Origin of the sequence: Bradyrhizobium guangxiense, assembly GCF_004114915.1 — a bacterium.
Taxonomy (GTDB): Bacteria; Pseudomonadota; Alphaproteobacteria; order Rhizobiales; family Xanthobacteraceae; genus Bradyrhizobium; species Bradyrhizobium guangxiense.
This window is the reverse complement of record NZ_CP022219.1, coordinates 1,026,333-1,051,859: the sequence shown is the minus strand read 5'-3', so window position 1 is coordinate 1,051,859 and position 25,527 is coordinate 1,026,333. Positions and strand designations below refer to the sequence as shown.

The following is a 25,527-nucleotide window of genomic DNA, read 5'->3' as shown; positions in this document are numbered from 1 at the left end:
TCTGAGATGGGGCTCGGGAGGGCCCCCCCCAAACCAAAAAGTCGCAAAACAACCCCATGCACAGTAGACGCGGCCAATGATATCAATGGGTTACGGGACCCGAAAACCGGGCCTCTGCAGGTCCACGGCTTCCCAAGGCGGTTTGCTTCGTCGGGCAAAACAGGGGTATACAGGCATCATCGGAAATTTCGGGTATTCGAAAACGACCCGCGCTGCCGCGCCGGCGTTCCCGTCCGCCCGGGCCAGCATTGCACCCCCGCCTCCATCCCTGTAAACGAACCGCGCACCGTTGCCGGCCGCATTCCCGCGAGCTGACTCGCGGCGGGGCCTGTAGCTCAATGGTTAGAGCCGGCCGCTCATAACGGTCTGGTTGCAGGTTCGAGTCCTGCCGGGCCCACCAGTCTCTGCCCGCCTCAGGACCAGCTCGATCGTGTCCCGGGTCTTGCCGATATGCGCAGTCATGGCAGCGACTGCCCGGTCGGTGTCGCGTGCCAGCGCCTCCTCCATCAGTTCCCAATGTTCGCGCGCGGCGGCGCGATTGCCGCGGTCGGTCTTGCGCGCCAGGTCGAGATAGTGCTCATTATGGGCGAACAACAGCTCGCGGATGCGCAGCATCCAGGCGCTGTCGCAGGCCTGGGCGAGCGTGGCGTGGAAATCGCCATGGGCCACGATCCAGGTCGGCGAAAAGCTGCCGTCCGCGGCTGCGATCGGAGTGACCGCCAACCGATGCTGTCCGGCCGAGAGCTCCGTATGTTGCAGATAACGGAGCCGTCGTCAGCGCGGCCATCAGGGAGGAGCCGAATGCGGAGCGCCATTGCAGCTGCAGGGCTGTGCGTCGTGTGGTCCGCTCTCGCAGCACCGGCTGTCGCCGAAGACCAGCCCGGCATCACCTCCACCGAGATTCGCATCGGACAGACCATGCCCTATAGCGGGCCGGTGTCCGCTTTCGGCGTCCTCGGTAAGGGCGAAGTCGCATATTTCAAGATGGTCAACGACCGCGGCGGCATCAACGGCCGCAAAGTCAACCTGCTCTCGCTCGACGACAGCTACGTGCCACCCAAGACCGTGGAGCAGACGCGCCGGCTGGTCGAGAGCGACGACGTCTCGTTCATCTTCTCGACGATGGGGACCGCGCATAACACGGCAATCGCCAAATATCTGCAGGGCAAGAAGGTGCCCCAGCTGTTCGTCGCCTCGGGGGCCTCGAAGTTCGGTGATCCCGCGCAGTTTCCTCTGGCGCTGATGGGCGTGATGGCACCGTTCCGCAACGAGGCGCGCATATATGCGCGCTATGCGCTGCAGAAGAAGTCCGACGCCACCTTCGCCGTGCTGGCGCAGAACGACGATTTCGGCCGCGACTACCTCGCCGGCCTCAAGGACGTGCTTGGCGATCGATTCGACGTCGCCGTCACGGCGGCGACCTACGAGACGACCGAGCCGACGATTGATTCCCAGATCGTGAAGCTCAAATCGACTGGCGCGGATGCGCTCGTGATCGCCGCGACGCCGAAATTCGCTGCGCAGGCAATCCGCAAGACTTTCGAGATCAACTGGCGACCGATGACGTTCCTGACCAATGTATCGGTATGGATGTCCTCGGTGATGGAGCCCGCCGGGCTCGACGCCAGCACCGGCATCATCTCCAGCGCCTATGTCAAGGATCCGCTCGATCCCACATGGGCGGACGATCTCGGCGTCAAGGGATGGCGCGACTACATGGCGAGGTACGCGCCTGACGGCGACATCCGCGATTCCAACTACGTCAACGGCTACAACAACGGCATGGTGCTGGAGCACGTTCTGAAAGCGGCGGGGAACGATCTGAGCCGCGAGAACATCCTGCGGCAGGCACTATCGATCAAAGATCTGGAGTTGCCGATGCTGCTGCCCGGCATCAAAGTTAATACCGGCGAGAGTGATCATCTGCCGGTCGAGCAGCTGCAGTTCATGCGCTTCACGGGCAAGCAGTGGGAGCGCTTCGGCGAGGTGCTCTCGACCAAGTAGCGCCACTTGGAATTGCGTGACCGTGAACTAACCTTTCATTGCATTTCCGACGCCCGCGGCCGAAGTGCGCTGTCACTTTCATGCCGCGTCTTGTCGTCCCCCGGCTAGAAGAAAAGACCTGCTCCCGCATTCTCCACAGCCCTCCGGAACACGTGGACAAGCCTAGCCCTGCCGTTTGCGAATCCCTGCTCCGTGCTAACGCCCGGAACGATTTAGCGGGGGCACGGATTCGTCCCGCAGGAGTGATCTTTCATGCTGATGACCAGGGAAAGACGGCCGGCGATCCGCACCTTGCGAGGATGGGCCATCCACGTGCTGCAGGAGGCCGGCGCGATTTGCGAATGCGAGGAGCATGGCTGGGCCAGGGATCGTGCCGACCCGCACGCTCGGAAACGCGCGATCGAGATTGGGCGCCGGGATCCTCCGGACGGCGTCTCCGCCGATCAGGCCGTCGCGGAGATCAACGATGTCCTCGATTCGATCGGCGAGACGTGTCCGGAGTGCCCTGACGAGGATCTTTGACGCCCGCGGCGAGGAGCTTCGCGTACCAGGCGGCATAAGGCGTGTTCTTTGCCATGTGACGATTGAAGTCCGGCGCGCCGTCTTTCCACCAGACCGGGCCGCGCTCGCCCAGCGCGCGCTTGGCCTGGTCCACCGCGCGATGCGCAGCCACTTCCGCGTCCGGGTCGTTTTCCGCCTTGGCGTCGCGGACCGCGCGCCTTGCCGCCATCAGCCGCTTTACCAGCGCCGCACGCTCATCCTCTGCGAGATCGGGCCTCGCCATCCGCCACAGACGTCCGCGGACGACGAAGTATCGTCCGTCCGGCGTGACCGGATGTTTCACGCTCAAGCCGATTTCCGTCGCGCTCCGGTGGCCGGCTTCTTCGCGGACGTCTCCTTGGCGGCGGCCTTCTTGCCGGCGATCGGCATCAGCATCTCCTTCTGGCCGGCCGCGGCCTTCCTCGGCTTCTTGGCCGGCTTGTCCGCCTTCGCGGGCGTGGCCTCCTGCCTAACTTCCTTTCTGGCCTCCTTGCCGACGCTGCGCCGCAGCGCCTCCATGAGGTCGACGACGTTCTCGCCCTTCGGCCGCTCCTTCGGCCGGATCACCTTGCCGGCGCGCTTTTCGTTGATCAGCTCGATCAGCGCGGTCTCGTAATGATCCTCGAACTTCTCCGGCTCGAAGCGGCCGGCCTTCTGGTTGACGATGTGCCGGGCGAGATCAAGCATGTCCTTGGTGACCTTCACGTCCTGGATGTCGTCAAAGTAGTCCTGCTCGCTGCGCACCTCGTAGGGGTAGCGCAACAGGGTGCCGACGAGGCCCTTGTCCATCGGCTCCAGCGCGATGATGTGCTCGCGGTTGGTCAGCACCACGCGCCCGATCGCGACCTTGTCCATCTCGCGGATGGTTTCTCGGATCACCGCGAAGGCGTCGTGGCCGACCTTGCCGTCGGGCCGGATGTAATAGGGGCGGATCAGATAGCGCGGATCGATGTCCGACCTGGCGACGAACTCGTCGATCTCGATGGTGCGCGTGGACTCCAGCGCGATCTCCTCGAGCTCTTCCTTGGACACCTCGATGTACTGGCCCTTGTCCAGCTCGTAGCCCTTGACGATGTCCTCGTTCGGCACCTCGTCGCCGGTCTCGGCGTCCACCTTCAGGTACTTCACACGGTGGCCGGTCTGCCGGTTGAGCTGATTGAACGAGATCTTCTCGCTCTCAGACGTGGCCGGATAGAGCGCCACGGGGCAGGTGACGAGGGACAGTCTCAGGAAGCCTTTCCAATTGGCGCGCGGGGCCATTTACGCAGAACTCCGGTTCGAGGCGGCTCGGATTCAAGACGAACGGCCGGCCCAGGTTCCGACATGAGCTGTGCAGAAAACGGCGAAACATCCGCGATCCCTATGCATCAGGCCCCGCCAGGCCCGGTTGGGCCGACAACCATTCCGTGCATACCCCGCACGCATGTGCGGCGATGCGAAGGGCGAAAAATCGTCATGGCTCTCCTCCTTGTCTGAGGAGAGTTCGAAGTCCGAGAGCAGACCTGTTGACTGCGTCAGCATCGCTCCCTCACCGCCCTCGTCCCCGCCCGCGCACACAACGCCTGAACCTTCGCCCGGCTTGTGCAGACAAATGACGGCAGGGTTTGTATGGGTGTGTGCGATGTCTGATCGTCCCGAGACCCGACTTGCGCAGGCGTTGGACGCGGTGCAGCGCGAGCAAGCCAGCCAATTGGCAGAAGCGCGGCGTCGGCGGGAAGAGCGTCAGCGCGCCTTTGAATTGTGGGCCACAGGGTCGCCCGTGCGCGATATCTCCGCGACCGAAGCACGGCTGTTGAATACCTTGCAAACCACCGAGCACGATATCGAAAGCTTGCGCGTGGAGATCGAGCAGTCCAAGGATGCTCTCCAGTCTCTTCTCCACGGCTCGGACGCAGCTTCCGATGATTCAAAGGCCGCGGCTCGGAGTGGGAGTTCTCGTCGCGTCACCAGACAGAGGCGCGCGACGACAGCTGGAAACAGGGCCTGACTGCATGAGCCTCACCGGCATTCTTCCTGCTGCTCGCAGCCAAACTCGGAAAAGGCGCACCGCGCGATAGCCAAGGCTGATGTTTTCTGTGACGCCGTTCGATGCAATCGAGATCACGATCGGCTTTGCGGCCGGGTTCGTGGTTGGCTTCCTGACCCGGCACCTGATTTCATGGCGCAGAAGGCGCAGAGAACGCCTGCGAAGGGGTCTACGATAAAGCTCGCCATTGGATCGTCAGGGCGAACGCAAAGGCCATCCAGACACAAATCATCGCGCTCGCGTCGTCGTGCTGGGCGAGTCAAACTTCAAACGGCCATCGAGGCAAGCTTCGCTGCCCTCACCGAGGGCAGCGAAGTGATGCTTTGTCGATTTAAATCAGGCGATGGCTTCTTTGCGGCGCATGCGGCGCCAACCGAGCAGGCCGCTCACCAGCATCACGAGTCCTGGCAGACCTGCCCCAACGACTGGGCCGGGAACAGGGTTTACGACGATGGGTCCGGTGAAGCTCCCCGCGCTGACCCGCTCCTCAAGGGAGAAATAGGCTGAAGCGAGATTGGCCAAGCCGCCCGTGAACAGGACGTCGCCGCTTTGGTAGGGGAATGAGTAGTTGGCGAAACTGGTGCCTGGTCCTTCGTAGCCCGTCGGCCCGGTGGCAGCGGGGAGAAAGTTGGCAATTCCGTCACCATCGAAACCGAAGATGTCGGTATTGGCGGTCAGGTGAATCGAACCGACAGTGCTGCCACTGAGGTTCGTCACGTTGATCAGAGTATCTTCAATTCCATCGTATATTGGACTCCCTCCAGAACTACCTACCGTCACGACATTGCCCGGGAGCAGCGTGATTTCGATACATCCGCTCGCGGTATTAACTGGCGTCCCCGGTGTTGCTGGACACGTTGCATTCGCGGCCCCTGCAAGAGCTGTAAAGCTCCCACCAACAATAAGGCCCAATAAATATTTCAATTTCATTTGGCCATCTCCATTAAAATAAATGGGGATCTGGATTTCGTTACTCATTTCCAATAAAGTCAAGTTTCATTTTCAGGACCACCAGTCCCCGCGGCTTTTCTAATGCGCCGCAGAAGTTATTTGCAGTTGGACTTTGACAGAATGTACTCCGTTGGAGTCACGAGATGTTTTCCAATTCTGCTGCGAAATTTCTCGCAATAGTTGCAGCTCTTGCGATGGGCGCGTTAACAGCGCCCGGCGGCGCAAATGCCGCCGACAATCAACTCCTTCTCAATGCCGACGAGGCCTATCGCAAGGATGATCTCGCCCTTGCAGAAAAACTCTACAGGCAAATCCTTCAGACCAAGCCCGACGACGTCGCGGCCACGCGTCAACTGGCCTACATCAACTATGCTCAGGGTCGCTTCGCGTTGGCTTACATCGGATTGAAGGATGCGCTTGCACGAGAGCCTTCCAATCTGGATGTGAAAACCAAATTCGCACAAATGGTGCTGGCGAGCGGAGACCGGATCGAAGCGCGCAAGCTTGCTTCACAAATCTTGCAAGCCGACCAGAAAAATGACGAGGCGATGATCCTGCTCGCGCGGACCACGCGAGATTTTAACGATGCCCAAGCCGTCGAAGATGAACTTCGTTCGCTCGCTCCGCAGTCAAATCGCTCCTACGGATATTATATCGCCCTCAGCGAACTTGCCGTGCGCAAGAACGATCTCGCCTCGGCCGAAGATCATCTTCTCGTCGCCAGGGATCTCGCCCCAAAATCAGCCGAACCATACGCAGCGTTGGGGAACATCTATCTCAAGCGCCAAGAGCTGCAAAAGGCCCGCGACAATTTTGCGACCGCTTCCCAACTCGCATCCTCCCGCTCTAATCTGCTCTTGAGCTTGGCCGAGTTTGCGATCACGACAAAGCAATACTCGGAAGCCGAAGCCGAACTGAAGAGAATCGCACAAAAGATTCCCGATCACCTTCCGTCTCGCGTCCTGATCATGAAGCTCGCCTGCGCGCGCGGCGAAGGCGACGCGTGTGCCGAGAACATCAAGCTCGTCCTGTCACAGGACGCAACGAGTTACGACGGCCTTGTCGCGGACGGCATCCAGAATATGAGGATTAATCCAGAAAAGGCGGTTCGCGAGTTCGAGGCGTTGAGTTCTGTGTACGTTGGCGATGCCGATGTGCAATACAAGGCGGCCCTTGCACATCTGGCCTTCGCCAAGACCTCCGACCCCGTTAAGAGCGGAGAAGCGCGCGGACAAGCCGAGAAGCGGCTGATTCAGGCGCTCAAGATCAATCCCAATCTGAAGGACGCGACTCTGTTGCTCGCGCAACTGTACCTGGACCGGGGCGCGGCCAAATCGGCCATCACATTGCTGGAAGGTTATACGGCTGACAATCCCGACTCACCCGACGCATTTCGCTTGCTTGCAAACGCCTATTCGAAGAACGACGAAACGTCCAAGGCCATCCAAACGTATCAAAAGCTGGCCACTGACCATCCTTCCGACCCACAGCCATTGTTCCTGCTGGGCCTCGCGGTCGAGAAACAGGACATTGATCGTGCATACGCGTCCTATCAACGATCTCTCGAAATATCGCCGGGCTACGTTCCAGCGCTCGAAAAGCTCACAAACCTCGACCTGGCGAAGCATGACACGTCAAGAGCTCTGGACCGCGTGAAAGGCGCGATCGAGAAAAACCAGGAGACCCCGGAATTACTGGCGTTGCTGGGCAAGGCTTATCTCGCTCAACGGGACTATCCGTCCGCGCAGGCTGCACTGAGGCGAGCCGTCGATGCAGCTCCGAATCTCGGTCCGGCCTATCTCCTGCTGGCACGCGCTTTCAGCGAAAGCGGCGACAGCGCCTCCGCGATCGCGACCCTTCGGATTGCAACGAGCAAAGCCGATGTCAAGCTTCCTGCCCTGATGCAGCTTGCGCGCGTCTACGAGACGACGTCGGATTTTGACGCAGCACGTCTCACATATGAAAGCGCGTTGCGCGAAGCTGCTGAATACCCGGCGGCGCTGGTGCGCCTTGCGAATCTACAGCTCGATGTCTTCCACCAGACGGACGCTGCCTACGCCTATGCCAAACGTGCATTTGAAAGGGCGCCAAAAGATCCTCATGTCTTGAGAAGCTACGGCCGCGCATCGGTCGGGCGGGGAGATTATGGTTCCGGGATAAAGTTGCTCGAAGAAGCTCTCGCTCTCAGTCCCGACGACATCGAGACTCTGTATCACCTGGCTCAGGCCCGCTACGATATCGGCGACCGCAAGAGTGCGGAAGATGCGTACGCCAGGCTTGTCCGTTCCGATACACCCCAGGCCATCTTAGGCGTAGCCCGGGAGAGGCTTGAAGTCCTGTCCTCGAATTCGGCCAGTTTCCTTGCCGCCTATTTGAAAGATCATCCTGATGATGCTTTCGCCCTGATGGAACTCGCCAGCAATCAGGAACGAGCGAATGATCGAACAGCCGCCCGGGGCAATTTTGAGAAACTCATCGCAGCGCACCCGCAGTTTCGCCCGGCCTATCGGGCCTTGGCTCTGAACGTCGGGGACGACCCTGCCGATCTCGATCGGGCCAAGCCGATCGCTGCAAAAGCCTCGGAGTTTTTCCCAGAAGACAACGACCTGATCAAGCTGAACGGAATTTTGTCTTATCGCAAGGGCGCCTATGTCGAGGCTGCCCGGCTTCTTCAACCTTTGGCGGCGAAGTCGTCAGACCCTGAGCTGCTCTATTATTATGGGCAGTCCCTGCTAGCAACAAAACAATGGGCGGCCTGCAAGGCAACGTTCGAAGCGGCAGGTCGAGTCGACTCGAAGTTTTCGGGCCGGATCAAATCGGCAGTTGCGGAATGCTCACGCGCGCTGGATAGGTTGGCGGATGAAAAAACCAGGTCACAGCCAACGGGAGCGAAGTGTTCGGAGCCGACATTTACCTTGAGCGTTGGCAGCGGCGGGGTGTCTGCCCCGGGCTGCTCACAATAGTTTGACGGCCAGTCGATATCATCGATCCCGGATCGCCTCGTTGGGATCGGGAGGTATCCGATTTGGCTGCGCCGGCCTTCGTGCGCAGGACGCAGTCGCTGCCGGCGATGTTGCGAGGAGCAACCAACAGGCACAACGAAAGTCAAACACATTCGCACCCGCCTCCGGCCAAGGACCCGCGCCGCTCTGCATGAGCCAAGTCGCCGGTGCGATCGACATCAGGAAGCTCGGCAAGTTCAACCGGAGCCATCGCATCACGGGGGATCATGCAATCAGCGAATTCCCTGAAAAACCGCCGGCTCCAACTCAGCATTCCGATGGCAGCTGACATAGTGCTGCGGCGCAATTGCGTCCAGCGCCGGCAGGCGCTGCCGGCACACATCGAGAGCCGACGGACACCGTTGCGCAAAGCGGCAGCCTGGAGGCGGATCCACCGGGCTCGGCGGGTCACCCTTCACCAGGTAGCGGCGTTTCAATTCGTCGCGCATGGCACCGGGCGGCGCCGCGGCCGCGATCAGCGACCACGTATAGGGATGACGCGGCGCGGTGAAGATATCTGCCGCCGGGGCCTGCTCGACGATCTTGCCGAGATACATGACCGCGACCTCATCGCAGAATTGCTGGATCACGCCGAGATCGTGCGAGATGAAGATGTAGGTCAAGCCGCGTTCGCGCTGCAGCCGCTTCAGGAGATTGAGAATCTGCGCCTGGATCGCGACGTCGAGCGCGGACACCGCCTCGTCGCAGACGATCAGGTCGGGCTCGGGCGCGAGAGCGCGCGCGATACAGAGCCGCTGGCGCTGGCCGCCAGAGAATTGATGCGGAAACAGATCGGCGGCCTGCGGCGGCAATCCAACCTCGGCCAGTAGTTTCCGCACCCGCTCGTCACGCTCGCTGCGCGTGCCGATCCCGAGCAGATCGAGCGGCTCCCGGATCTGCTCGCCGGCACGCCGGCGCGGATTGAGGGCCGAGAACGGGTCTTGGAACACGATCTGCAGGTGACGCCTGACGTCGCGCAGCGACTTGCCCGTCAGCTCGGCAATATCCCTGTCGCCAAACACGCCCTGCCCCGACGTCACCGGGACCAGCCGCATCACCGCTTGCGCGGTTGTCGATTTGCCGGAACCGCTTTCCCCGACGATGCCGAACGTCGTGCCGCGGCGGACGCGGAAACTGATGCCGTCGACGGCATGCACGAAGGACCGCTTGCCGCCCTTGCGACCGGCCGGGAAGTGCACGACGAGATCGTTGACATCGAGCAGATAGTCCGGCGCCCCCTCGGGGCGAACCGCATGCAGGGGCGTCATGCCGCGATCTCCGCCTTGCGCCAACACGAGACGGCATGACCGGCTTCGATCGTTTCAAGTGCGGGCTGTGCGCGCGCGCGGCAGATCTCGGCGGCCTGCGCACACCGCGCCAGGAACGCGCAATCCGCACCGCGCGCGCCCAGCGGCGGCACCATGCCCGGGATTTCGCCGAGATCGAACCACGGCTCCGGCGCCTGTCCGAGCTTCAGATGCGGCACGCAGTTCAGAAGTCCTCGCGTATAGGGATGAAGCGGCCGCGCCACGATGCCCGCTGACGTCGCGGCCTCGATGCAGCGGCCGGCATAGAGCACGAGAACATCATCGGCGAGCTCCGCCACCGCGCCGAGATCGTGGGTGATGAGCAGGATCGCCGTTCCGGTCTCCTGCTGGAGCTGCGCCAGGAGATCGAAGATCTGCGCCTGCACGGTGACGTCGAGCGCCGTGGTCGGCTCGTCTGCGATCAGGAGCTTCGGACGGCCCGCAAGCGCCATTGCGATCATCACGCGCTGGCGCATCCCTCCCGAGAGCTGATGCGGGTAGGCATCGACGCGCTGTTCCGGCGCTGGAATCTGCACCGCGCGCAACAGTGCGATGACCTGCTCCCGGACCGCGGAAGCGCCGTGGTTTCGATGCCAGCGCAGCACCTCGCCGATCTGGTCGCCGACCGTGAACAGCGGGTTGAGCGCCGTCATCGGCTCCTGGAAGATCATCGACATGCCGTTGCCGCGCAGGCCGCGGATCTCCCTCGCGGACAAGGACAGGATATCCCTGCCCTCCAGCAGGATACGGCCGGAGGTGATGACGAAGTCCTCCGGCAGCAGCCGCATCAGGGCAAGCGCGGTCATGCTTTTGCCGCAGCCGGACTCGCCCACCAGCGCCAGCGTCTTTGCCGGCGCGACCGTGAACGACAAATTCTCGATGACAGGCACCAGGCGGCCGGCCTCATTGCGCATGCTGACATTGAGATTGTCGACCTCGAGTAGCGCACTCATCACGACCTCCGCCGCAGGCGCGGGTTGATGGCGTCGTTGATCCCGTCGCCGACAAGGCTGATCGCGAGCACCGCCAGGAAGATCGCCGCCCCCGGAAACATCACCGCCCACCAGGCATCGAGAATGTAGTTGCGGTTCTGCCCGAGCATGAGACCCCAGCTCATCACGTTGGGATCGCCGAGCCCGAGAAAGCTGAGGCCGCCCTCGAACAGGATGGCGACGCCGATGGCGAGCGTCGCCGAGACGATCACGGCCGGCAGGGCGTTCGGCAGCAGCACACGCAGCATCAGATGCGCATTGCTGGCGCCGGCCGCCCGCGAGGCCTTGACGAAATCGAGATCGCGCAGCCGCATGAACTCGGCCCGCGTCAGCCGCGCCACCGACGTCCAGCTCACCGCGCCGATCGACAGCGTAATGGTCGAAAGCTTCGGCCCGAACAGCGTGACGAGCACCATGGCAAACAAGAGCGGCGGCAGGATCTGGAAGAATTCGGTGATCTTCACCAGCACGGCATCGATGGCGCCGCCGAAATAACCGCCGAATGCGCCGACCACGAGACCGATCGCAATGGTGATCAGGGCGGCGACCGCGCCGACCGCAAGCGTCGCGCGGCCGCCATGGATCAGCCCGGCCAGGACGTCGCGCCCAAGATAATCGGTGCCGAGCAAGGCGTCTGCATCGGGCGACGAGAAAGGCGCACCGACGAGATCGAGCGGGTCGACCGGATGGAGCAGCGGTCCGATCAGCGTCCCCAAGATGATCAAGACCAGCAGGCAGGCCCCGGCCATGCCGGATGGGCTCTTCAGGAACTGCCGCAACGCGGCGCGCCAGGGTGAGGCCGCGCTGATCGTCGGCAGCTCGACCGGCAAGGCGACGGTCGGCGTGGATGCATCCATTGTTGTCATCGCCGCGCCGTCCGAATGCGCGGATCGATCAAGCGGTAGACGATGTCGGTCAGGATGTTTGCGGTCATCACCATCAGCGCGGAAAAGAACAGCACGGCCATCAGGGTCGGATAGTCGCGACGCAGGATCGAATCGAACACCAGCCGTCCCATGCCCGGCCAGCTGAACACGGTCTCGACCAGCACCGCGCCCGCAAACAGGTTGCCGAATTGATGCCCTGCGACGGTAACGATCGGGATCAGGGTGTTACGCAGCGCATGCTTGCCGATCACGATCCATTCCGGAAGCCCCTTGGCGCGCGCAGTCCGCACGTAGTCGGCCGACAGCGCGTCGATCATGTTGACACGCGCGAGCCGGCTATACTGCGCGATGAAGACCAGCGCCAGCGTCAGCGACGGCAGCACCAGATGCTGCGCCACATCGAGCACATAGGCAAAGCCCCGCTTCGGGTGCACGACATCGGCCATCCCGACCACGGGCAGGATCGGCCACACAGAGCCGAACAGGAGCAGCAGCATGAGGCCGGTCCAGAAGATCGGCGCCGCATAGCCTGCGAGCGAGAACACGGTGACGGCGTGGCTGAACATCCCATTCGGCCGCCGCGCGCTGACGACACCGAGCAAGGTGCCGATCGCGAGCGCACTCACCAGCGCGCATAGCGCGAGATAGAGCGTCGCCGGCAGGCGCATGAGGATCAGCCCGAGCACCGGTTCGTTGAAATAGTAGGAGTAGCCGAAGTCGCCGGCTGCGACGTTGCGCAGATAGATGGCAAGCTGCTCGGTCAGACTGTGGTCGAGTCCATATTTGGCACGCAGCGCCGCGATGACGTCAGCCGACGCGCCCCCCATCTCCCCGGCGATCACCTGCACGGGATCGCCGGGCGCAAGATGGATCAGGCAGAAGTTCAGGACCAGCACCGCAAGCAGAAGCGCTGCGGCGTTGACGATCTGCCTCGCCAGATGGGCGGCTAGTGCCATGGTGCTGTGGGACTCCTCGACAATCTGGGCCCGCTGTGGGCCGGCCGCTCAGGTCTTGAAACTCAGGTCTTGGCAACTCAGGTCTTGGCAACTCAGGTCTTGGGCGGCGTCGCCCAGTACATTTCGTCGAGCGGCGCCATCATGCCCCAGATCGAAGTCGGAAGCCCGCCGAGCCCTTTGCTGAAGGCATTGTAGTACGGGGTCACGTTGATGAAATAGATCGGCACGTCCTGCACGACGATCTTCTGGAATTCGGAATAGAGCGCCTTGCGCTTCTCCGGCGAAGTCTCGACCGCGGCGGCCTGCAGCAGTTCGTCGACCTTCGGATTGCTGTATTGCTGGGTGTTCGACCAGATGATGCCCTTGCGGATATTGGATGAGAGATAGGTCCGGTTCACGCCGATGACGGGATCGCCCCAATTGTAGACGGTATCCATGGTCAGATCGAAATCATAGTTCGAGACGCGCTGGGCCCAGGTCGGAAAGTCGGGCGCCGCCCGGACCTCCAGGTTGATGCCGACGCGCTTCAACTGCGAGCGGAGATATTCGGCGACGTTGCGCTGCTGCTCGTCCCCGCCGGGGATGTAGTCGATGGTGAGCGCAAAGCGCGAGCCGTCGGCACCCTTCGGATATCCTGCAGCGTCCAGCAGCGCCGCCGACTTGGCATAGTCGACCTTGAACGGCTCGACACCAGCTTCCGCGAGCGGCGAATCGGGCGCGATCGGCCCGAGCGACGGCGCGGCCTTGCCGCCCATCAGCTTGCTGACGATGAAGTCGCGATTGGCGGCATAGGCGATGGCCTGGCGCACCCGAAGATCGTCGAGCGGTTTCTTTTTGGTGTTGAAGGCGAGCCAATTGAGCGGGCCGACACCGGCAAAGCCCTTGTCGGTGACGGTGACGTTCGGCGCCTTCTGCAGCCGGTCGATGTCGCGCACACCGGCAACGAATGGCAGCGCCTGGACATCGCCGCGTTCCATCGAGACCAGCGCGGCGTTCTGATCCGACACCAGTCGGACGACGATCCTGTCGAGCTTGGGCCGGCCGGCGAGGAAGAACTTGTCGAACTTCTCCAGCGTATAATACTCGCCCTGCTTGTATTCGATCAGCTTGAACGGACCGGAGCCGATCGGCTTCAGATTGGCCGGGTGCGTCTTCAGATCCTGGCCGTCGCCATAGATATGCTTGGGCAGAATCGGCATCAGCGCCGGCGACATCGCCAGCAGCAGCGACGGAGCGGGATGCGTCAAGCGGATAACCGCCGTTGCCGGATCGGGCGCCTCGACCTTGTCGACTGCCGCCAACATGGTCTGGAACGGATGGTTGGCCTTGATCGCCATGATCGAAAACGCGACGTCCTCGGAGGTCACGGGGTGACCGTCGTGGAACACCGCATCCTTGACGAGGTGCAGGGTCACCGAGAGTCCATCCGGCGCGACCTCCCAGGATTGCGCGAGATAGGGTTGCGGCTTCCAGCTCTCGTCATAGCGGAGCGGGCTTGCGAAGATCTGGGCCGTCGGCAGCGCGGTCGCCATGCCCGACTGGACCGCGCCGTTGAAGTGACGCGGCACCTGGGTGGTGGCGATGACGAGCGTGCTATTGCTTCCCGATTGCGCATGCACAGAAGGCGATGCGACGGCGGCCGCAACAAGACCAAGGGCTCCCAGCACAAAAGTCCGTCTGATCAACATGGCTCTCTCTCGCTTTCCTCAATCATGGGCCCGGCGATGCCGGGCCGTTCACCCGCTCGCAAAGATTCTCGGCAGCGCCGTCATGCCGCAAGGGGCGCGACCAGCGCGCCGTCCAGGATGGCATCCAGCTCGCCGTCCGCCGGCAGATCGGCGGTGCCGACGCCAACCAGGGTGATCGCGTCCGTGATCTGCTCATTGCTTACGTCCGGCGGCAGCAACGTCCAGCTCCGCGACACCATTTGAAGGATTTGCGGCTGCACCTCGCCGTCGATCCGGCACGGGCCCTTCAGCCGCAGCAATTGCGGCGGCAACGCCCCCACCGCCGCGGCGAGGCGATTGCGGTCGAAGCTGCCGTTGCGACGATAGGTCCAGCGCCGGAACTCGGCCTCATGATCGATCCCCTCACCGACGGGATCGGCGCGGAAGCGCGCGGCAGGCCGGCACCCGAACATCGCGAGGTCGGGAACGGCGTCCGGCGACACCAACTCGATCCGAACATCCGGCCGAACCAGATGAATCGCCGCACGCGCGGCCTCGAGCTGCGTATCGGTCACCAGATCCCGCTTGCTGAGCAACGCAACGTCGCATCGCGCGAATTGATTGCGGACGGTCTCGCCGACCTGCCGGTCATCGACCAGCGTTGCGATCCGGCTGGCATCCGCCAGAACGACGACGCCATCGAGCCGGAGCGCCGGCTCGACCAGCGCGATCTCGGCAATGCGCCAGGGGTCACCGACGCCAGAGGCCTCGATCACGATGCGGTCGAACCGTCCGGTCTCGTCAAGCAGCCGGCCTAGCGTGTCGAGAAATCCCGACCCGATGCTGCAGCAGACGCAGCCGTTGGCGAGCGACATGGTGGTGCCGTCGTGACTTTTGATCAACGCGGCGTCGATGTTGACCTCGCCGAAATCGTTCACGAGCACCGCGCAACGCGTGCGCCCGCTGGCCAGAAGACGATTGAGCAGTGTCGTCTTGCCGGCGCCGAGAACCCCGCCGATCACCGTCAGGGGGATGGGCGCTGACTGCGTCATGCGCGCGGCGCCTTCCTGACTTGGCCGCCGACGACGGTGCCCCAGACCGGAACGTCCTTCAGCGCCTCCGGCGCGATGGCGAGCGGGTCGTCCTCGAGCACGGCGAAATCGGCGTATTTGCCGCACTCGATGCTGCCGACCAGATCGTCGAGCTTGAGCGTATAGGCGGCACCGATCGTGATCGCGGCGAGCGCCTGCTCGACGCTCAAGGCTTCGGTCTCGTGGCCGAGCCTGCGGCCGGAGGACGAGACGCGGTTGACCGCGCACCAGGCGGTGAACAGCGGCGACAGCGGTGTCACCGGCGCATCGGAATGGATCGAGAACGGCACGCCGACCCGCAACGCAGTGCCGGTCGCGTCGAGCTGCCCGGCTCGCTCCGGTCCCATCGTCAGCGCATAGTGGGCGTCCCCCCAGTAGAACACATGGTTGGCGAACAGGTTGACGCAGACGCCCAGCGCCTTCATGCGCCGAAACTGGGCAGCATCGGCCATCTGGCAGTGCTGCAGCGTATGGCGATGATCCGGCCGCGGCGTCGCGACCAGCGCCTTCTCGACCGCATCGAGCGCGAGTTCGGTGGCCTCGTCGCCATTGGTGTGGATGTGAAGCTGAATGCCGGCCCTGTGATAGAGATCGACCAGCCGGGGCAGTTCCTCCGGCGCGATGTACCAGAGGCCGTTCGCCGCACCATTGTGATAACCGGGCCAGCGCAATCGCGCCGTGAAGCCCTGGATCGAGCCGTCGACGACCAGCTTGACGATGCCATAGTGGAGCTTGTCGTTGCCGCCTTCGCGGAGCGCTGCGATCTTCGCGATCGCCTGCTCCGGCGTGTGCGAAACCGATGCGAGCGCCGGCACCAGCCGCACGCCGAAATCGGGTGAGCGCGTCGCCGTCGCATAGAGCTCGATGGTGGGATCAGTCAAATCGTTGTGCAGATCGGTGATCGTGGTCACGCCCTGCACGCAGGCGGACGCCGCGTAGCGCGTCACGTCGTCAAGCGTAATTCCAGAGGAGAGCGGGTTGCCGAGCACGCGGAACACGCGAAAGCGCGCCGCAATGCCCTGCAATTCGCCGCTCGCCAGTCCGTCGGTGCCAGCGACGACGCCGGAAATATCGGTCGCGCGAAGCAGCTCGGCGCGCTCGAGCACGAGCGTGTTGACGTTGCTGATGTGGAAGCTCGCATGGATCACCATGACCGGGCGCGTGGTCGACACGCGATCGAGATCCTGCCGGGTCAGCATATAGCTGCCGATGTGAAGTGGATCGAAGCCCCAGGCGAACAACGGCGCCTTGGGATCGGCCATTTTCGACTCCGCCTCGCGCAGCCGCGCGACGATCGCATCCACGTCGCGGACGCCCGAAACGACTTTTCCTTCGGGCGAGCGGCGGTCGAAGGCGCCGACATAAGGCAGCGACCACATCATCCCCTCCATGATGTGGCTGTGGCCTTCAACGAAGCCGGGCAGCAGCACCTTGTCACAAAAGCGATCGTCGATCATTCCACCCGGCGCAAATTGCGCAATCTCGGCTTCGCTGCCCACCGCGACGACGCGCCCATCGCAGACGGCCACATGCGTCGCCACGGGACGCGACGGGTTCATGGTCACGATCTTGCGGGCTGAATAGACGACGGTATCCGGACTCACCTCGAACTCCCAAGCGCGTATCCGCAGACCCTGGGGCGTCAGCTGGGTCCAGGCCAGCGCCAGATGCCATGCACAAATGGAGCCAGCCTATGCGCCGCTGTCGCATCGATGCTACTATGGCGCGGATTTTGCTTCACTTTCCAGCATCCGCAAACATCGTGGTCCGGGATTTCAATGGGAAAATTTGCTCCACTGCTCCGATCCGAAGCCGCGGGAGAGGCCGCTCCGCTGAACGACTTCCTGTTCTGGGGCTCGTTGTTCCAGGGGCTGGACCGGCGCGGAAGCTTCCTGCAATTGCAGATCCGCCAGATGATCGTGACCGCGATCGAGGACGGGCGGCTGCCGCTCGGCGTGCGCATGCCGTCCAGCCGCGATCTCGCAGCGCTGTTGAAGGTCTCGCGGAATACGATCGTGATCGCCTATGAGCAGCTCGTCGACCAGACCTTCCTGGTCTCGCGCGAGCGCAGCGGCTATTTCGTCGCCGGCCTGCCCAAGCAGATCGGAGAAGCGAGGCAGCCGGCCACGGAGGTCTACAGCCGCCGCTGGACCGAACGTTTCGCGCTGCAGCCCTCCGCCTTTCGCAACATCGTCAAGCCCCTCGACTGGCAAACCTATCCCTACCCCTTCATCTTCGGCCAGTTCGATCCCAGCCTGTTTCCGACCAACGACTGGCGCGAAAGCGCGCGCGCCGCGCTGAGCGTGCCCGAGATCAACAACTGGGCGCGCGACATGATCGACGGCGATGATCCCGCGCTGATCGAGCAATTGCAGCGGCAGGTGCTGCCACGCCGGGGCATCCGCGCCCGGCCCGACGAGATCATGATCACGATCGGCGCGCAGCATGCCCTTTATCTGATCGCCAAGCTGTTCGTGCGGCCGTCGACGGAAGTCGGCATGGAAGATCCGGGCTATCCGGACGCGCGCAACATCTTCGGCATGATGACCTCGCATGTGACGCCGCTGCGCGTCGATGGCGAAGGCCTCGTCCCCGACGACGCCTTCGCGCGCTGCGCGCTCGCCTATGTCACGGCGAGCCATCAGTGCCCCACCGCGGCGGCGATGTCGCGCGAACGCCGCGAGGAGATCCTGAAGGTGGCGAAGGAGCGCGACATCGTCCTGATCGAGGATGACTACGAGAGCGAGCTGATCCCGGAGGTCAGCGCGCTGCCGCCGCTGATGAGCCTCGATCGCAATCAGAGCGTGCTCTATGTCGGCAGCCTGTCCAAGGCGTTGGCACCCGGCCTGCGGCTCGGCTACGTCGTCGCGCCAGCCCCGGTCATCCGCGAGCTGCGTGCCCTGCGCCGCCTGATGTTGCGCCATCCGCCGCTGAACAATCAGCGCGTCGCGGCACTCTTCATCGGCCTCGGTCACTACCGCTCCCACCTGCAGCAGGTCGGCCGCGTGCTGCTGGAGCGCGCCAGGCTGCTCGACGAGCTGCTGCCGCAGGCACTTCCTATGTGCCGTTGGTCGCGTGGACCGGGCAGCACCAGCTACTGGATCACCTGTCCCGGGGGCACCGACACGACGAAGCTGGCGGAGGCCGCGCGCGCCGAGGGCGTCGTCATCGAACCAGGCGACGTATTCGCGATGAACCCCGATGCGACGCGGCATTGCTTCCGTCTCGGCTTCTCGTCGATCCGGACCGACCGGATTGCCGCAGGCATCGCCAAGCTCGGCGAGGTCCTTGCGCGGAACGGCTAGAGCAGATCGCTCAAGCCCTTGAGCGCGCTGCCGAGCGCGACTGCGGCGAGGCTGACGATCGAGACGCGGCGATGCAGCGCGTCGCTGCCGCGATGAAAGCCGATATCTCCGAGCCAAGTGCCAAGCAGCATGATCGGCACGCCAAGCACGGTCAGCACGAGCGTGCCGAGGTCCAACAGACCGAGCATCGCGGTGCTGACCAGCGCGGCAATCGACGAGACCAGGAAGAACACCATCATCGATGACCGCGCCGCGACCCGGCTGAACGGACCCGACGCGTAATAGACGATGACAGGCGGCCCCGGCATCGCCGCCAGGCCGTTGAAGAGGCCGGCGCCCAGGCCAACCAGCGTCGTGATGCCCCGCGACGGCGCGGTGGCAAGGCGGAAGCCGCCATTGATCACAACCACCACTGCACCGACGGTGATCAGCGCGATGCAAAGACGCGCGACCGGTGCGGAGACGACGCTCAGGACCAGCGCACCGACCGGCGAGCCGAGGACGCCGCCGACGATCAGCCACCGCAATGACAGCCAATCGCAGACGCGCGAGGCGCGCGGAAAGTCACTCAATCCGATCAGGAGCTGAAGACAGACTGCGACCGGCACCGATTGCGTCGGCGGCATGAACAGCCCGAGCAGCGGCACCGCCATCAGCGCAAAGCCGAAGCCGGTGAAACCTCGCACCAGGGCCGCCGCAAAGATCGACACCGCCGCAGTCGACACGATGGCCGGCGTGGGCAGCGCCGACGCGGCGACATCGCGGATCGCGACAACCATCTCCTGCATGGTCATCGTCAAAGCGTCGGGCGCTGGAGGCCGCGGCCAGGATCGGTCATCCCCCGCAATCAGCAAGTCGGGCGCCGGCACGAAAGGGCCAGCCACCCCTCCCTCGCCATGCCAGGTCTGGCCACAGAGCTCGCCCGGTCTGGTTCTAGGGCCTCCGCCCGGACACGTGGCAAATGCCTCGAGCGCCGCAAGAGTGCGGCGGGCGCGGGGGACGCGCCGGAACAGGCGCGAGGATACCACCATGCCCGACATCGATCGCGCGAGGCGCGAGCTTCTGGACACCCTGTTCGCTGCGTTCAACCGGCACGATGGCGCCGGGGTGATGGCCTGCATGACCGAGGACATCGTGTTCGACGCGGCCGCCGGGCCCGACATTTGCGGCCGGCGCATCACCGGCAGCGCGGATGTCCGCGCCGCCTTCGAGGCGACCTGGACCAGCATGCCCGATGTGAGCTGGCAGTGCACGCGGCACGCGGTGTTCGGCGATCGCGCCATCTCCGAATGGATCTTCCGCGCGACCGCGCCGGACGGCCGCCGGATCGAGGCAGAGGGTTGCGATCTGTTCGGCTTCCGGGGCGACAAGATCTGCACCAAGAGCGCCTTCCGCAAGGACCGGCCGCCGCAATCCGCTGCCGATCGGAGTGCCGCACGATGAATGTGCATGCAGCGCTTCCATCCGCGGCCTACGATCCGCACTATGACCCGCTGGTCTCCGAGGGTCCCGGTCGCAACCGCCAATATGCCCCGACCTACTGGATCGCGTCTGCCGGCACGCCGCCGGAGGACGATGGGCCGATCGTGGCCGACACGGCTGCCGATGTTGCAATCATCGGCTCCGGGTATACGGGCCTTGCCTGCGCGATCTTCCTCGCGCGCGAATACGGCATCAAGGCCGTCATCCTCGAAGCCAATCGCGTCGCCTGGGGCTGCAGCACCCGCAATGGCGGCCAGGCGCAGAACGCCTCCGGTCGGTTGACGCGCTCACAATGGATTAAGCGCTGGGGCCTCGACGTCGCGCGCCGCATGCATGCCGAGGTCACCGAAGGGTTCGAGACCTTCGAGGAGCTGGTGCGAACGAGCCCGATCGATTGCGAACCGCAGCGTGGCGGACATCTCTACGTCGCCCATCGCCAGCGCAATCTCGAGACGATCGCGGCCGAGTCGAAGGTGCTCAACGACGTCTTCGGCTATGCCACGCGCGTGGTATCGCGCCAGGAGCTCCGCCACGACTTCGTGGACGAAGCGGAAGCGGTCGGCGCGGTGCATGAGCCGCTCGGCACCGGCGTCCATCCGGCCAAGCTCGCATTCGGCTATTTGCGCATGGCGCGCGAGCTCGGGGTGCGCGTGCACACCGCGAGCCCGGTGCTGGGTATCGAGCAGCGCGATGGCGCGTTTGTTCTGCGCACGCCCGGCGGAACCGTGAAGGCCAACAGCGTGGGAATTGCGACCGGCGCCTATACCTCGCTCGGCCTGACGTCGGCGCTTACCGGACGGTGCATGCCGATCCTGTCCAATTCGCTGGTGACCCGGCCGCTGGCGCGTGCCGAGATCGACGCCACAGGCTTCCGCACCAGGCAGGTGATCACCGATACCCGCACCTTGCGCTTCTACTACCGCCTGCTGCCCGACAACCGGGTGCAGATCGGGAGCCGGAGCGCGATCACCGGCGCGGATGCAGCCGGCGACCACCATCTGCAGCTCCTGATCCACGGTCTCCATCGCAAGTTCCCGCCGCTCAAGGGCATTGAGATCGACTACTCCTGGTGGGGCTGGGTCGATGTCAGCCATGACATGATGCCCCGCATCTTCCGTCCCGATCCCAAGCAGAAACTCGTCTATGCGCTCGGTTATGGCGGCAATGGCGTATCCTACTCGGCGCAGGCCGGGCGTCGCATGGCGCAGATGCTCGCCGGCAAGACGTTCCCAGGACAGGACCTTCCGATCTTCACCTCGCCATTGCCGACGCATCCCTTCGCACCGTTCCGCCGGATCGGCCAGCGCATGCTCTACCGCTGGTACCATCTGCGCGACGAGGCGCGCTGAGCCGCTCTGGTCCGCCACAGCTCATTCGGCGAGGTCACTTCGGTTCGGCGGCGGACCAGGCAGAAGACCGAGCGCCAGCGGTTTCGCGAGGGCGCCGGACGCGCCGGCAGGGCCTTGAAAGATCCGCGCTGTGCGCTCGCGTTGACGAAGATCAAGCCGGTTCCGGCTCGCTCGTACAGACTGACCGGCAGATCGCGCCGGCGTTGTCTATCATGATCCCGCCGGCGGCCCCAATCAGTCGATGCTGGTGACAATGTTGAACCTTCAGCGCACCGGTCCGATGGGCGGCATAAGCCCAATGTATGTGCGCGACCTAAAGTCCATAGGAAGGCGGTATCGGCTGCGAATGAGCTCGTTCTCGCATCAGATGGAGTGACCAAGAGATACCCGCTGCCATGGCCGACGGGCTGGTGGCGCGTGTGGGACGGCGGCACATGGTATTACTACCTCGGCGACAACCGGATCACGATGTCGAGCAAACCGCCGCCGTCCAATACCGAGCCGCCCGCCAAGACAAAGGTACACAACACCGGCACATGGGCTCGCACCTCGCCGCGATCGCTCGTGGTCACTTGGAAGCAGGTCGCCGGCGCGCCAAAGAAGTGCGAGGAAACGTTCTGGAATGCTGTTGACGAGTGCGAGCGAATGGACGCGACGTCGAATTTGTACTCCCCGCTGGTGGCGACGCGGTTCCGGGCTCCATGAAATGGGTTGGCCGCTGCGCCGCGGCTGCATGTCGATCGGTGTGACGCGTGGTGTCAGGCGTGCGGATCGATCATCTTGGCAGGGAGCTTGGTCCTGGCTGGGTTGGCCAACCGGCCGGCACGCGTGGGGATCAGAAAAGGGGTTGTCATGCTATAGGCGGCATATTCGGGAAAAGCCTGCCGCAGGATCCGCTCTTCGTTGATCATCCGTCGGCACTGAATCATCACGATCACGATGGCGACGAGGACGGCAAGCGGTGAAAGGACCTGGAGTGTCATGCCGACGAGGGCTATTCCCTCGCAGAGATAGAGAGGATGCCGGACGATCCGATAAGGCCCCTTCGTCACAAGGCGCCTAGCCTCTGCTTGAATGCTGAAGGATCTCCCTAACCAGCGGAGCACCACGATCGAAAGCGAGGTACCCACCAGGATCAACGTCGTGGACAAAGCCAACCAGATCGGGCCGAGCTCTGCCTTCGGAAGAAATGCGAGGACGATGCTCAAAAAGGTGCCCAGCAAAGCTGAGACCCGCGTCTCGATGCCCTGCGATTTCATGATCGGCGCTAGCCGGGTGATGGTTGTCAGCGCGACGAGGCCGAGGAACAGGATGTTGGCAATTCTGGCGGCAACGACAAGCCAGCCGTGGAGATCGTCCGGCGGAAGCAGATGAGGGACGTTGGCGGCAGCCATAAGAGCAGATCCGCCATACACGATCACAACAACTGCCCTGGCGGTCCAATCCAGCCAGGAATTGACGCCGCGCCCGGCAATCTCCTTTCGGGCCATTATCGCCGGGTCGCGTTTGGCGTCAGTCACGGGGTCATCTCGCCTGTCCGAAACCTGCCTCATCAAAGGGCAGGCTGGCGGGGAGGTCAATTGGCCGGCCAGCCAAGCGGCCGTCATGTCCCTGTTGGTTCCACAGCCTGATCACGGCATCGCCATTGAACCCGCTGCTGTCGTGGCAAGACAAACGATGGAATAAGACCATCAAGAAGTGGTGCCGGCATGCATTTGCACCGATCTGGGACATTGCGCCGTATTCTGTTTTTTGTCGCTGCGCTGATCATCTGTCACCCGGCATGGGCTGCGAATCGTGTCGCGCTCGTCATCGGAAACTCGGCCTACAAGAACGCCGCCCTGCTTGCCAACCCGGCCAATGATGCTGCGATCGTCGAGGAGACGCTAAAGAAAGCAGGCTTCGACGTTGTCCAGACCCGCACGGATCTCCAGGCTATCGAGATGCGGCGTGTGTTGCGCGATTTTGCCGACACGGCGCGCGACTCGGATGTCGCTGTCGTCTACTACGCGGGCCACGGTATCGAGCTGGAAGGTACGAACTACCTGATCCCGACGGACGCGACGCTCGAGCGCGATACAGATGTCTACGACGAAGCCTTTTCGCTCGAGCGAGTACTGCTGGCGATCGAGCCGGCACGGCAGCTGCGGCTGGGGATCCTCGATGCTTGCCGCAACAATCCATTCGCCGACAAGATGAAGCGCACGGTCGGCTCGCGGGCTGTTAGCAGGGGACTCGCCAGAATCGAACCGGCGACCTCGAACACGCTGGTTGCCTTCGCCGCCAAGGCCGGCTCGACGGCGTCCGACGGTGGCAGCAAGAACAGTCCCTATGCCTCGGCGCTGGTGAAATATATCGCCACTCCCGGTATGGACCTGCGCAGGGTGTTCGGCTTCGTCCGTGACGACGTCATGAAGGCGACTGGCAACAAGCAGGAGCCCTATGTCTACGGCACGCTTGGTGGCGACGACGTGCCGCTTGTGCCGGCACCGGCCAAGGAAGCGGGCAAGGAAGCGGCCGCCGCGGCGCCTCAACCGGCTCCGCCACCGCCGCCTGCAACTCCACCGGTCTCGGCGCGTGCCGAGATTCGGCAGGACTACGAGCTAGCGCTGCAGATCGGCAACAAGGATGCGCTGAACTACTTCCTTGCCCAGTATCCTGACGGCTACTACGCAAATCTGGCCAAGCTGCAGCTCGCCAAGATCGATGCGGAGGACAAGCGCGCCGCAGCAGCCGAGAAGGCACGCCAGGCCGAGCAGGAGCAGGCGCGACTCCTTAACCAGGGTGCCCAGCAGACGCAATTGGCCAAAGCTGCCTCGGAGTTGAAAGCGGCGCAGGACGCCCGTGTGGAGGCGGAGAAGGCCAAAGAGGCCGCGCAACAATTGGCCGCGCAGGCCGAGCAGCGGCGCCGGGAGGCTGAAATAGCAGCCGCCGCGAAATTGGGCGCTCAGAACCCGTCGCAAGATGCCAACCCGAACCCGGACACAAAACTGGCGGCGCGGTCGGCGCCACAGACGCCCGCGCCGGCACCGCCGCTCACTCCGCCGTCCAAAGCCGAGCTTGCAAAATCGGTGCAAGCCGAGTTGCGCAGAGTCGGTTGCTTTAGCGGACCGGCCGATGGCGACTGGGACACGGCCTCGCGACGTGCGCTTGAGTCGTACAACAAGAATGCCGGCACCACGCTCGATGCCAAGGCCGCGAGCCCCGAGGCCCTCGAGGCGATCAAGCTCAAATCGGCGCGGGTTTGCCCGCTAGCTTGCAAATCCGGTCAGAGACGCGACGGAGATCAGTGCGTCAAGATCACCTGCGCCGCGGGCTACTTCCTGAATGACGACAATGAGTGCGAGAAGCGCAAGGCCCGTCCGACACCATCTGCAAGGCTCGAGCGTCGGAACAGGGACCGCGAAGAGGCGCCGGAACGGCCTGCGAGGGCGCCAAAGGCCGAGGCGAGCGCCGGCGGAGGCGGCGGTGGTGGCGGTGGTGGTGGCGGCATAGGCTTCATTCCGTTCTTCCTGCCTTGAGGATGCACGGTCGCGGTCGGGGCAACGTTCGGTTTGCACCAGGGCGAGGTCGCCGGCCACAGCAAGAACAAAGTCGTCGGTTCGGCGTTAACCCCGCGCTATGGCACCGTTTCGCGGAGGTCTCATGATGGACAGCCAGGATCGGACGGCTTTGGTCGTATCTGCTGTCGCTTTGGCCATCGCCCTTGTGGTTGCATCCATGGTCACGATGGAACGCGTCAACACGCGCACGGCCAGCAACGACACGCCTCCCGGCACGACCGGGCTTGCCAAGCCGCACCCACCGTTAGACCGCGCGGCCGGCGAACCGATACAGACAGTAGGAACCTCGTCTCATGTGAGGCAGCGCCCCTGACGGGACACCAGCCGGGAGGTCGAACCTCGATCTCGCCAGACAGAAGTGTTCGGCGCTCCGCGAATGGGTGAAAATGACGCGCCCGTTTCTGG

General features: G+C 63.6%; 21 protein-coding genes, 1 tRNA gene and 2 pseudogenes. 10 read left to right on the top strand and 14 right to left on the bottom strand.

Translation table 11 applies throughout. The annotated features are described in order from the left end of the window. Positions 1-324 precede the first annotated feature (324 nt). A tRNA-Ile gene (locus tag X268_RS05045) sits at positions 325-400 on the top strand. Between the two features lie 59 nt (positions 401-459). Here X268_RS05045 and X268_RS40525 read toward each other — a convergent pair. Continuing rightward, positions 460-723, bottom strand: a pseudogene (locus X268_RS40525) (FCD domain-containing protein); the annotation flags it as partial. A 78-nt stretch (positions 724-801) separates the two neighbouring features. Here X268_RS40525 and X268_RS05035 point away from each other — a divergent pair. Then, positions 802-2,004 carry an ABC transporter substrate-binding protein gene (locus X268_RS05035; RefSeq protein ID WP_164937536.1) on the top strand — a complete coding sequence of 401 codons (1,203 nt, stop codon included), beginning with the start codon at positions 802-804 and terminating at the stop codon, positions 2,002-2,004. A 252-nt stretch (positions 2,005-2,256) separates the two neighbouring features. Next, a complete protein-coding gene (locus tag X268_RS39950) occupies positions 2,257-2,526 on the top strand; it encodes a hypothetical protein (RefSeq protein WP_128923901.1) in 270 nt (89 codons plus the stop codon). Here the strand turns inward: X268_RS39950 and X268_RS05025 are convergent. Next, positions 2,465-2,788 carry a hypothetical protein gene (locus X268_RS05025; RefSeq protein WP_430648396.1) on the bottom strand — a complete coding sequence of 108 codons (324 nt, stop codon included), beginning with the start codon at positions 2,786-2,788 and terminating at the stop codon, positions 2,465-2,467. The two genes, X268_RS39950 and X268_RS05025, sit on opposite strands and share 62 nt — an antisense overlap. A gap of 62 nt (positions 2,789-2,850) precedes the next feature. Then, complete coding sequence (ku, locus tag X268_RS05020) at positions 2,851-3,804, bottom strand: non-homologous end joining protein Ku (protein ID WP_128923900.1); 954 nt, start codon at positions 3,802-3,804, stop codon at positions 2,851-2,853. A gap of 361 nt (positions 3,805-4,165) precedes the next feature. On the opposite strand from ku, the gene X268_RS05015 reads away from it, so the two are divergent. Then, entirely contained in the window at positions 4,166-4,531 is a 366-nt protein-coding gene (locus X268_RS05015) for a hypothetical protein (RefSeq protein WP_128923899.1), read from the top strand. Positions 4,532-4,836: 305 nt separating this feature from the next. On the opposite strand, the pseudogene X268_RS40830 reads toward X268_RS05015, so the two are convergent. Both X268_RS40830 and X268_RS05010 read right to left on the bottom strand, forming a co-directional pair. After that, a pseudogene (locus X268_RS40830) lies at positions 4,837-4,920 on the bottom strand (hypothetical protein); the annotation flags it as partial. Beyond that, positions 4,907-5,563: a hypothetical protein gene (locus X268_RS05010; RefSeq protein ID WP_128923898.1), complete on the bottom strand. Its 657-nt coding sequence runs from the start codon at positions 5,561-5,563 to the stop codon at positions 4,907-4,909. The pseudogene X268_RS40830 and the gene X268_RS05010, both read right to left, overlap by 14 nt. Before the next feature lie 101 nt (positions 5,564-5,664). Between X268_RS05010 and X268_RS05005 the strand changes: the two genes are divergently transcribed. Next, the gene (locus X268_RS05005; protein ID WP_128923897.1) at positions 5,665-8,484 is read left to right on the top strand and encodes a tetratricopeptide repeat protein; all 2,820 of its coding nucleotides are present in this window, start codon (positions 5,665-5,667) and stop codon (positions 8,482-8,484) included. Between the two features lie 272 nt (positions 8,485-8,756). Here the strand turns inward: X268_RS05005 and X268_RS05000 are convergent, their stop codons facing one another. The 7 genes from X268_RS05000 to X268_RS04970 form a co-directional block, all read right to left on the bottom strand. Further along, entirely contained in the window at positions 8,757-9,791 is a 1,035-nt protein-coding gene (locus tag X268_RS05000) for an ABC transporter ATP-binding protein (protein WP_128923896.1), read from the bottom strand. After that, entirely contained in the window at positions 9,788-10,783 is a 996-nt protein-coding gene (locus X268_RS04995; protein WP_128923895.1) for an ABC transporter ATP-binding protein, read from the bottom strand. The genes X268_RS05000 and X268_RS04995 overlap by 4 nt, the downstream gene beginning before the upstream one ends. Then, positions 10,783-11,679: an ABC transporter permease gene (locus tag X268_RS04990; RefSeq protein ID WP_430648269.1), complete on the bottom strand. Its 897-nt coding sequence runs from the start codon at positions 11,677-11,679 to the stop codon at positions 10,783-10,785. The genes X268_RS04995 and X268_RS04990 overlap by 1 nt, the downstream gene beginning before the upstream one ends. Positions 11,680-11,684: 5 nt before the next feature. After that, entirely contained in the window at positions 11,685-12,665 is a 981-nt protein-coding gene (locus tag X268_RS04985; protein ID WP_128923893.1) for an ABC transporter permease, read from the bottom strand. A 92-nt stretch (positions 12,666-12,757) separates the two neighbouring features. Beyond that, positions 12,758-14,353, bottom strand: a complete 1,596-nt coding sequence (locus tag X268_RS04980) for an ABC transporter substrate-binding protein (RefSeq protein WP_128923892.1) — start codon at positions 14,351-14,353, stop codon at positions 12,758-12,760. 80 nt (positions 14,354-14,433) lie between these two features. Further along, complete coding sequence (locus tag X268_RS04975; protein ID WP_128923891.1) at positions 14,434-15,384, bottom strand: CobW family GTP-binding protein; 951 nt, start codon at positions 15,382-15,384, stop codon at positions 14,434-14,436. Then, on the bottom strand, positions 15,381-17,027 hold the full coding sequence (locus X268_RS04970) for an amidohydrolase (protein ID WP_128923890.1): 1,647 nt from the start codon (positions 17,025-17,027) through the stop codon (positions 15,381-15,383). Before X268_RS04970 ends, X268_RS04975 begins: the two co-directional genes overlap by 4 nt. A 174-nt stretch (positions 17,028-17,201) precedes the next feature. Between X268_RS04970 and pdxR the strand changes: the two genes are divergently transcribed. After that, complete coding sequence (gene pdxR / locus X268_RS04965; RefSeq protein ID WP_128923889.1) at positions 17,202-18,728, top strand: MocR-like pyridoxine biosynthesis transcription factor PdxR; 1,527 nt, start codon at positions 17,202-17,204, stop codon at positions 18,726-18,728. On the opposite strand, the gene X268_RS04960 is transcribed toward pdxR, so the two are convergent. After that, positions 18,725-19,516: a sulfite exporter TauE/SafE family protein gene (locus X268_RS04960; RefSeq protein ID WP_128923888.1), complete on the bottom strand. Its 792-nt coding sequence runs from the start codon at positions 19,514-19,516 to the stop codon at positions 18,725-18,727. The genes pdxR and X268_RS04960 overlap by 4 nt on opposite strands. Before the next feature lie 241 nt (positions 19,517-19,757). On the opposite strand from X268_RS04960, the gene X268_RS04955 reads away from it, so the two are divergent. The 3 genes from X268_RS04955 (at position 19,758) to X268_RS04945 (ending at position 22,264) form a co-directional block, all read left to right on the top strand. Further along, positions 19,758-20,171, top strand: a complete 414-nt coding sequence (locus X268_RS04955; RefSeq protein WP_128923887.1) for a nuclear transport factor 2 family protein — start codon at positions 19,758-19,760, stop codon at positions 20,169-20,171. Beyond that, positions 20,168-21,559 carry an NAD(P)/FAD-dependent oxidoreductase gene (locus X268_RS04950; protein ID WP_128923886.1) on the top strand — a complete coding sequence of 464 codons (1,392 nt, stop codon included), beginning with the start codon at positions 20,168-20,170 and terminating at the stop codon, positions 21,557-21,559. Before X268_RS04955 ends, X268_RS04950 begins: the two co-directional genes overlap by 4 nt. 372 nt (positions 21,560-21,931) lie before the next feature. After that, entirely contained in the window at positions 21,932-22,264 is a 333-nt protein-coding gene (locus X268_RS04945) for a hypothetical protein (protein WP_128923885.1), read from the top strand. 53 nt (positions 22,265-22,317) lie between these two features. Here the strand turns inward: X268_RS04945 and X268_RS04940 are convergent, their stop codons facing one another. Further along, complete coding sequence (locus tag X268_RS04940; RefSeq protein WP_245477782.1) at positions 22,318-23,079, bottom strand: methyltransferase family protein; 762 nt, start codon at positions 23,077-23,079, stop codon at positions 22,318-22,320. Between the two features lie 189 nt (positions 23,080-23,268). On the opposite strand from X268_RS04940, the gene X268_RS04935 reads away from it, so the two are divergent. Further along, positions 23,269-25,080 carry a caspase family protein gene (locus X268_RS04935; protein ID WP_128923884.1) on the top strand — a complete coding sequence of 604 codons (1,812 nt, stop codon included), beginning with the start codon at positions 23,269-23,271 and terminating at the stop codon, positions 25,078-25,080. Positions 25,081-25,527 lie beyond the last annotated feature (447 nt).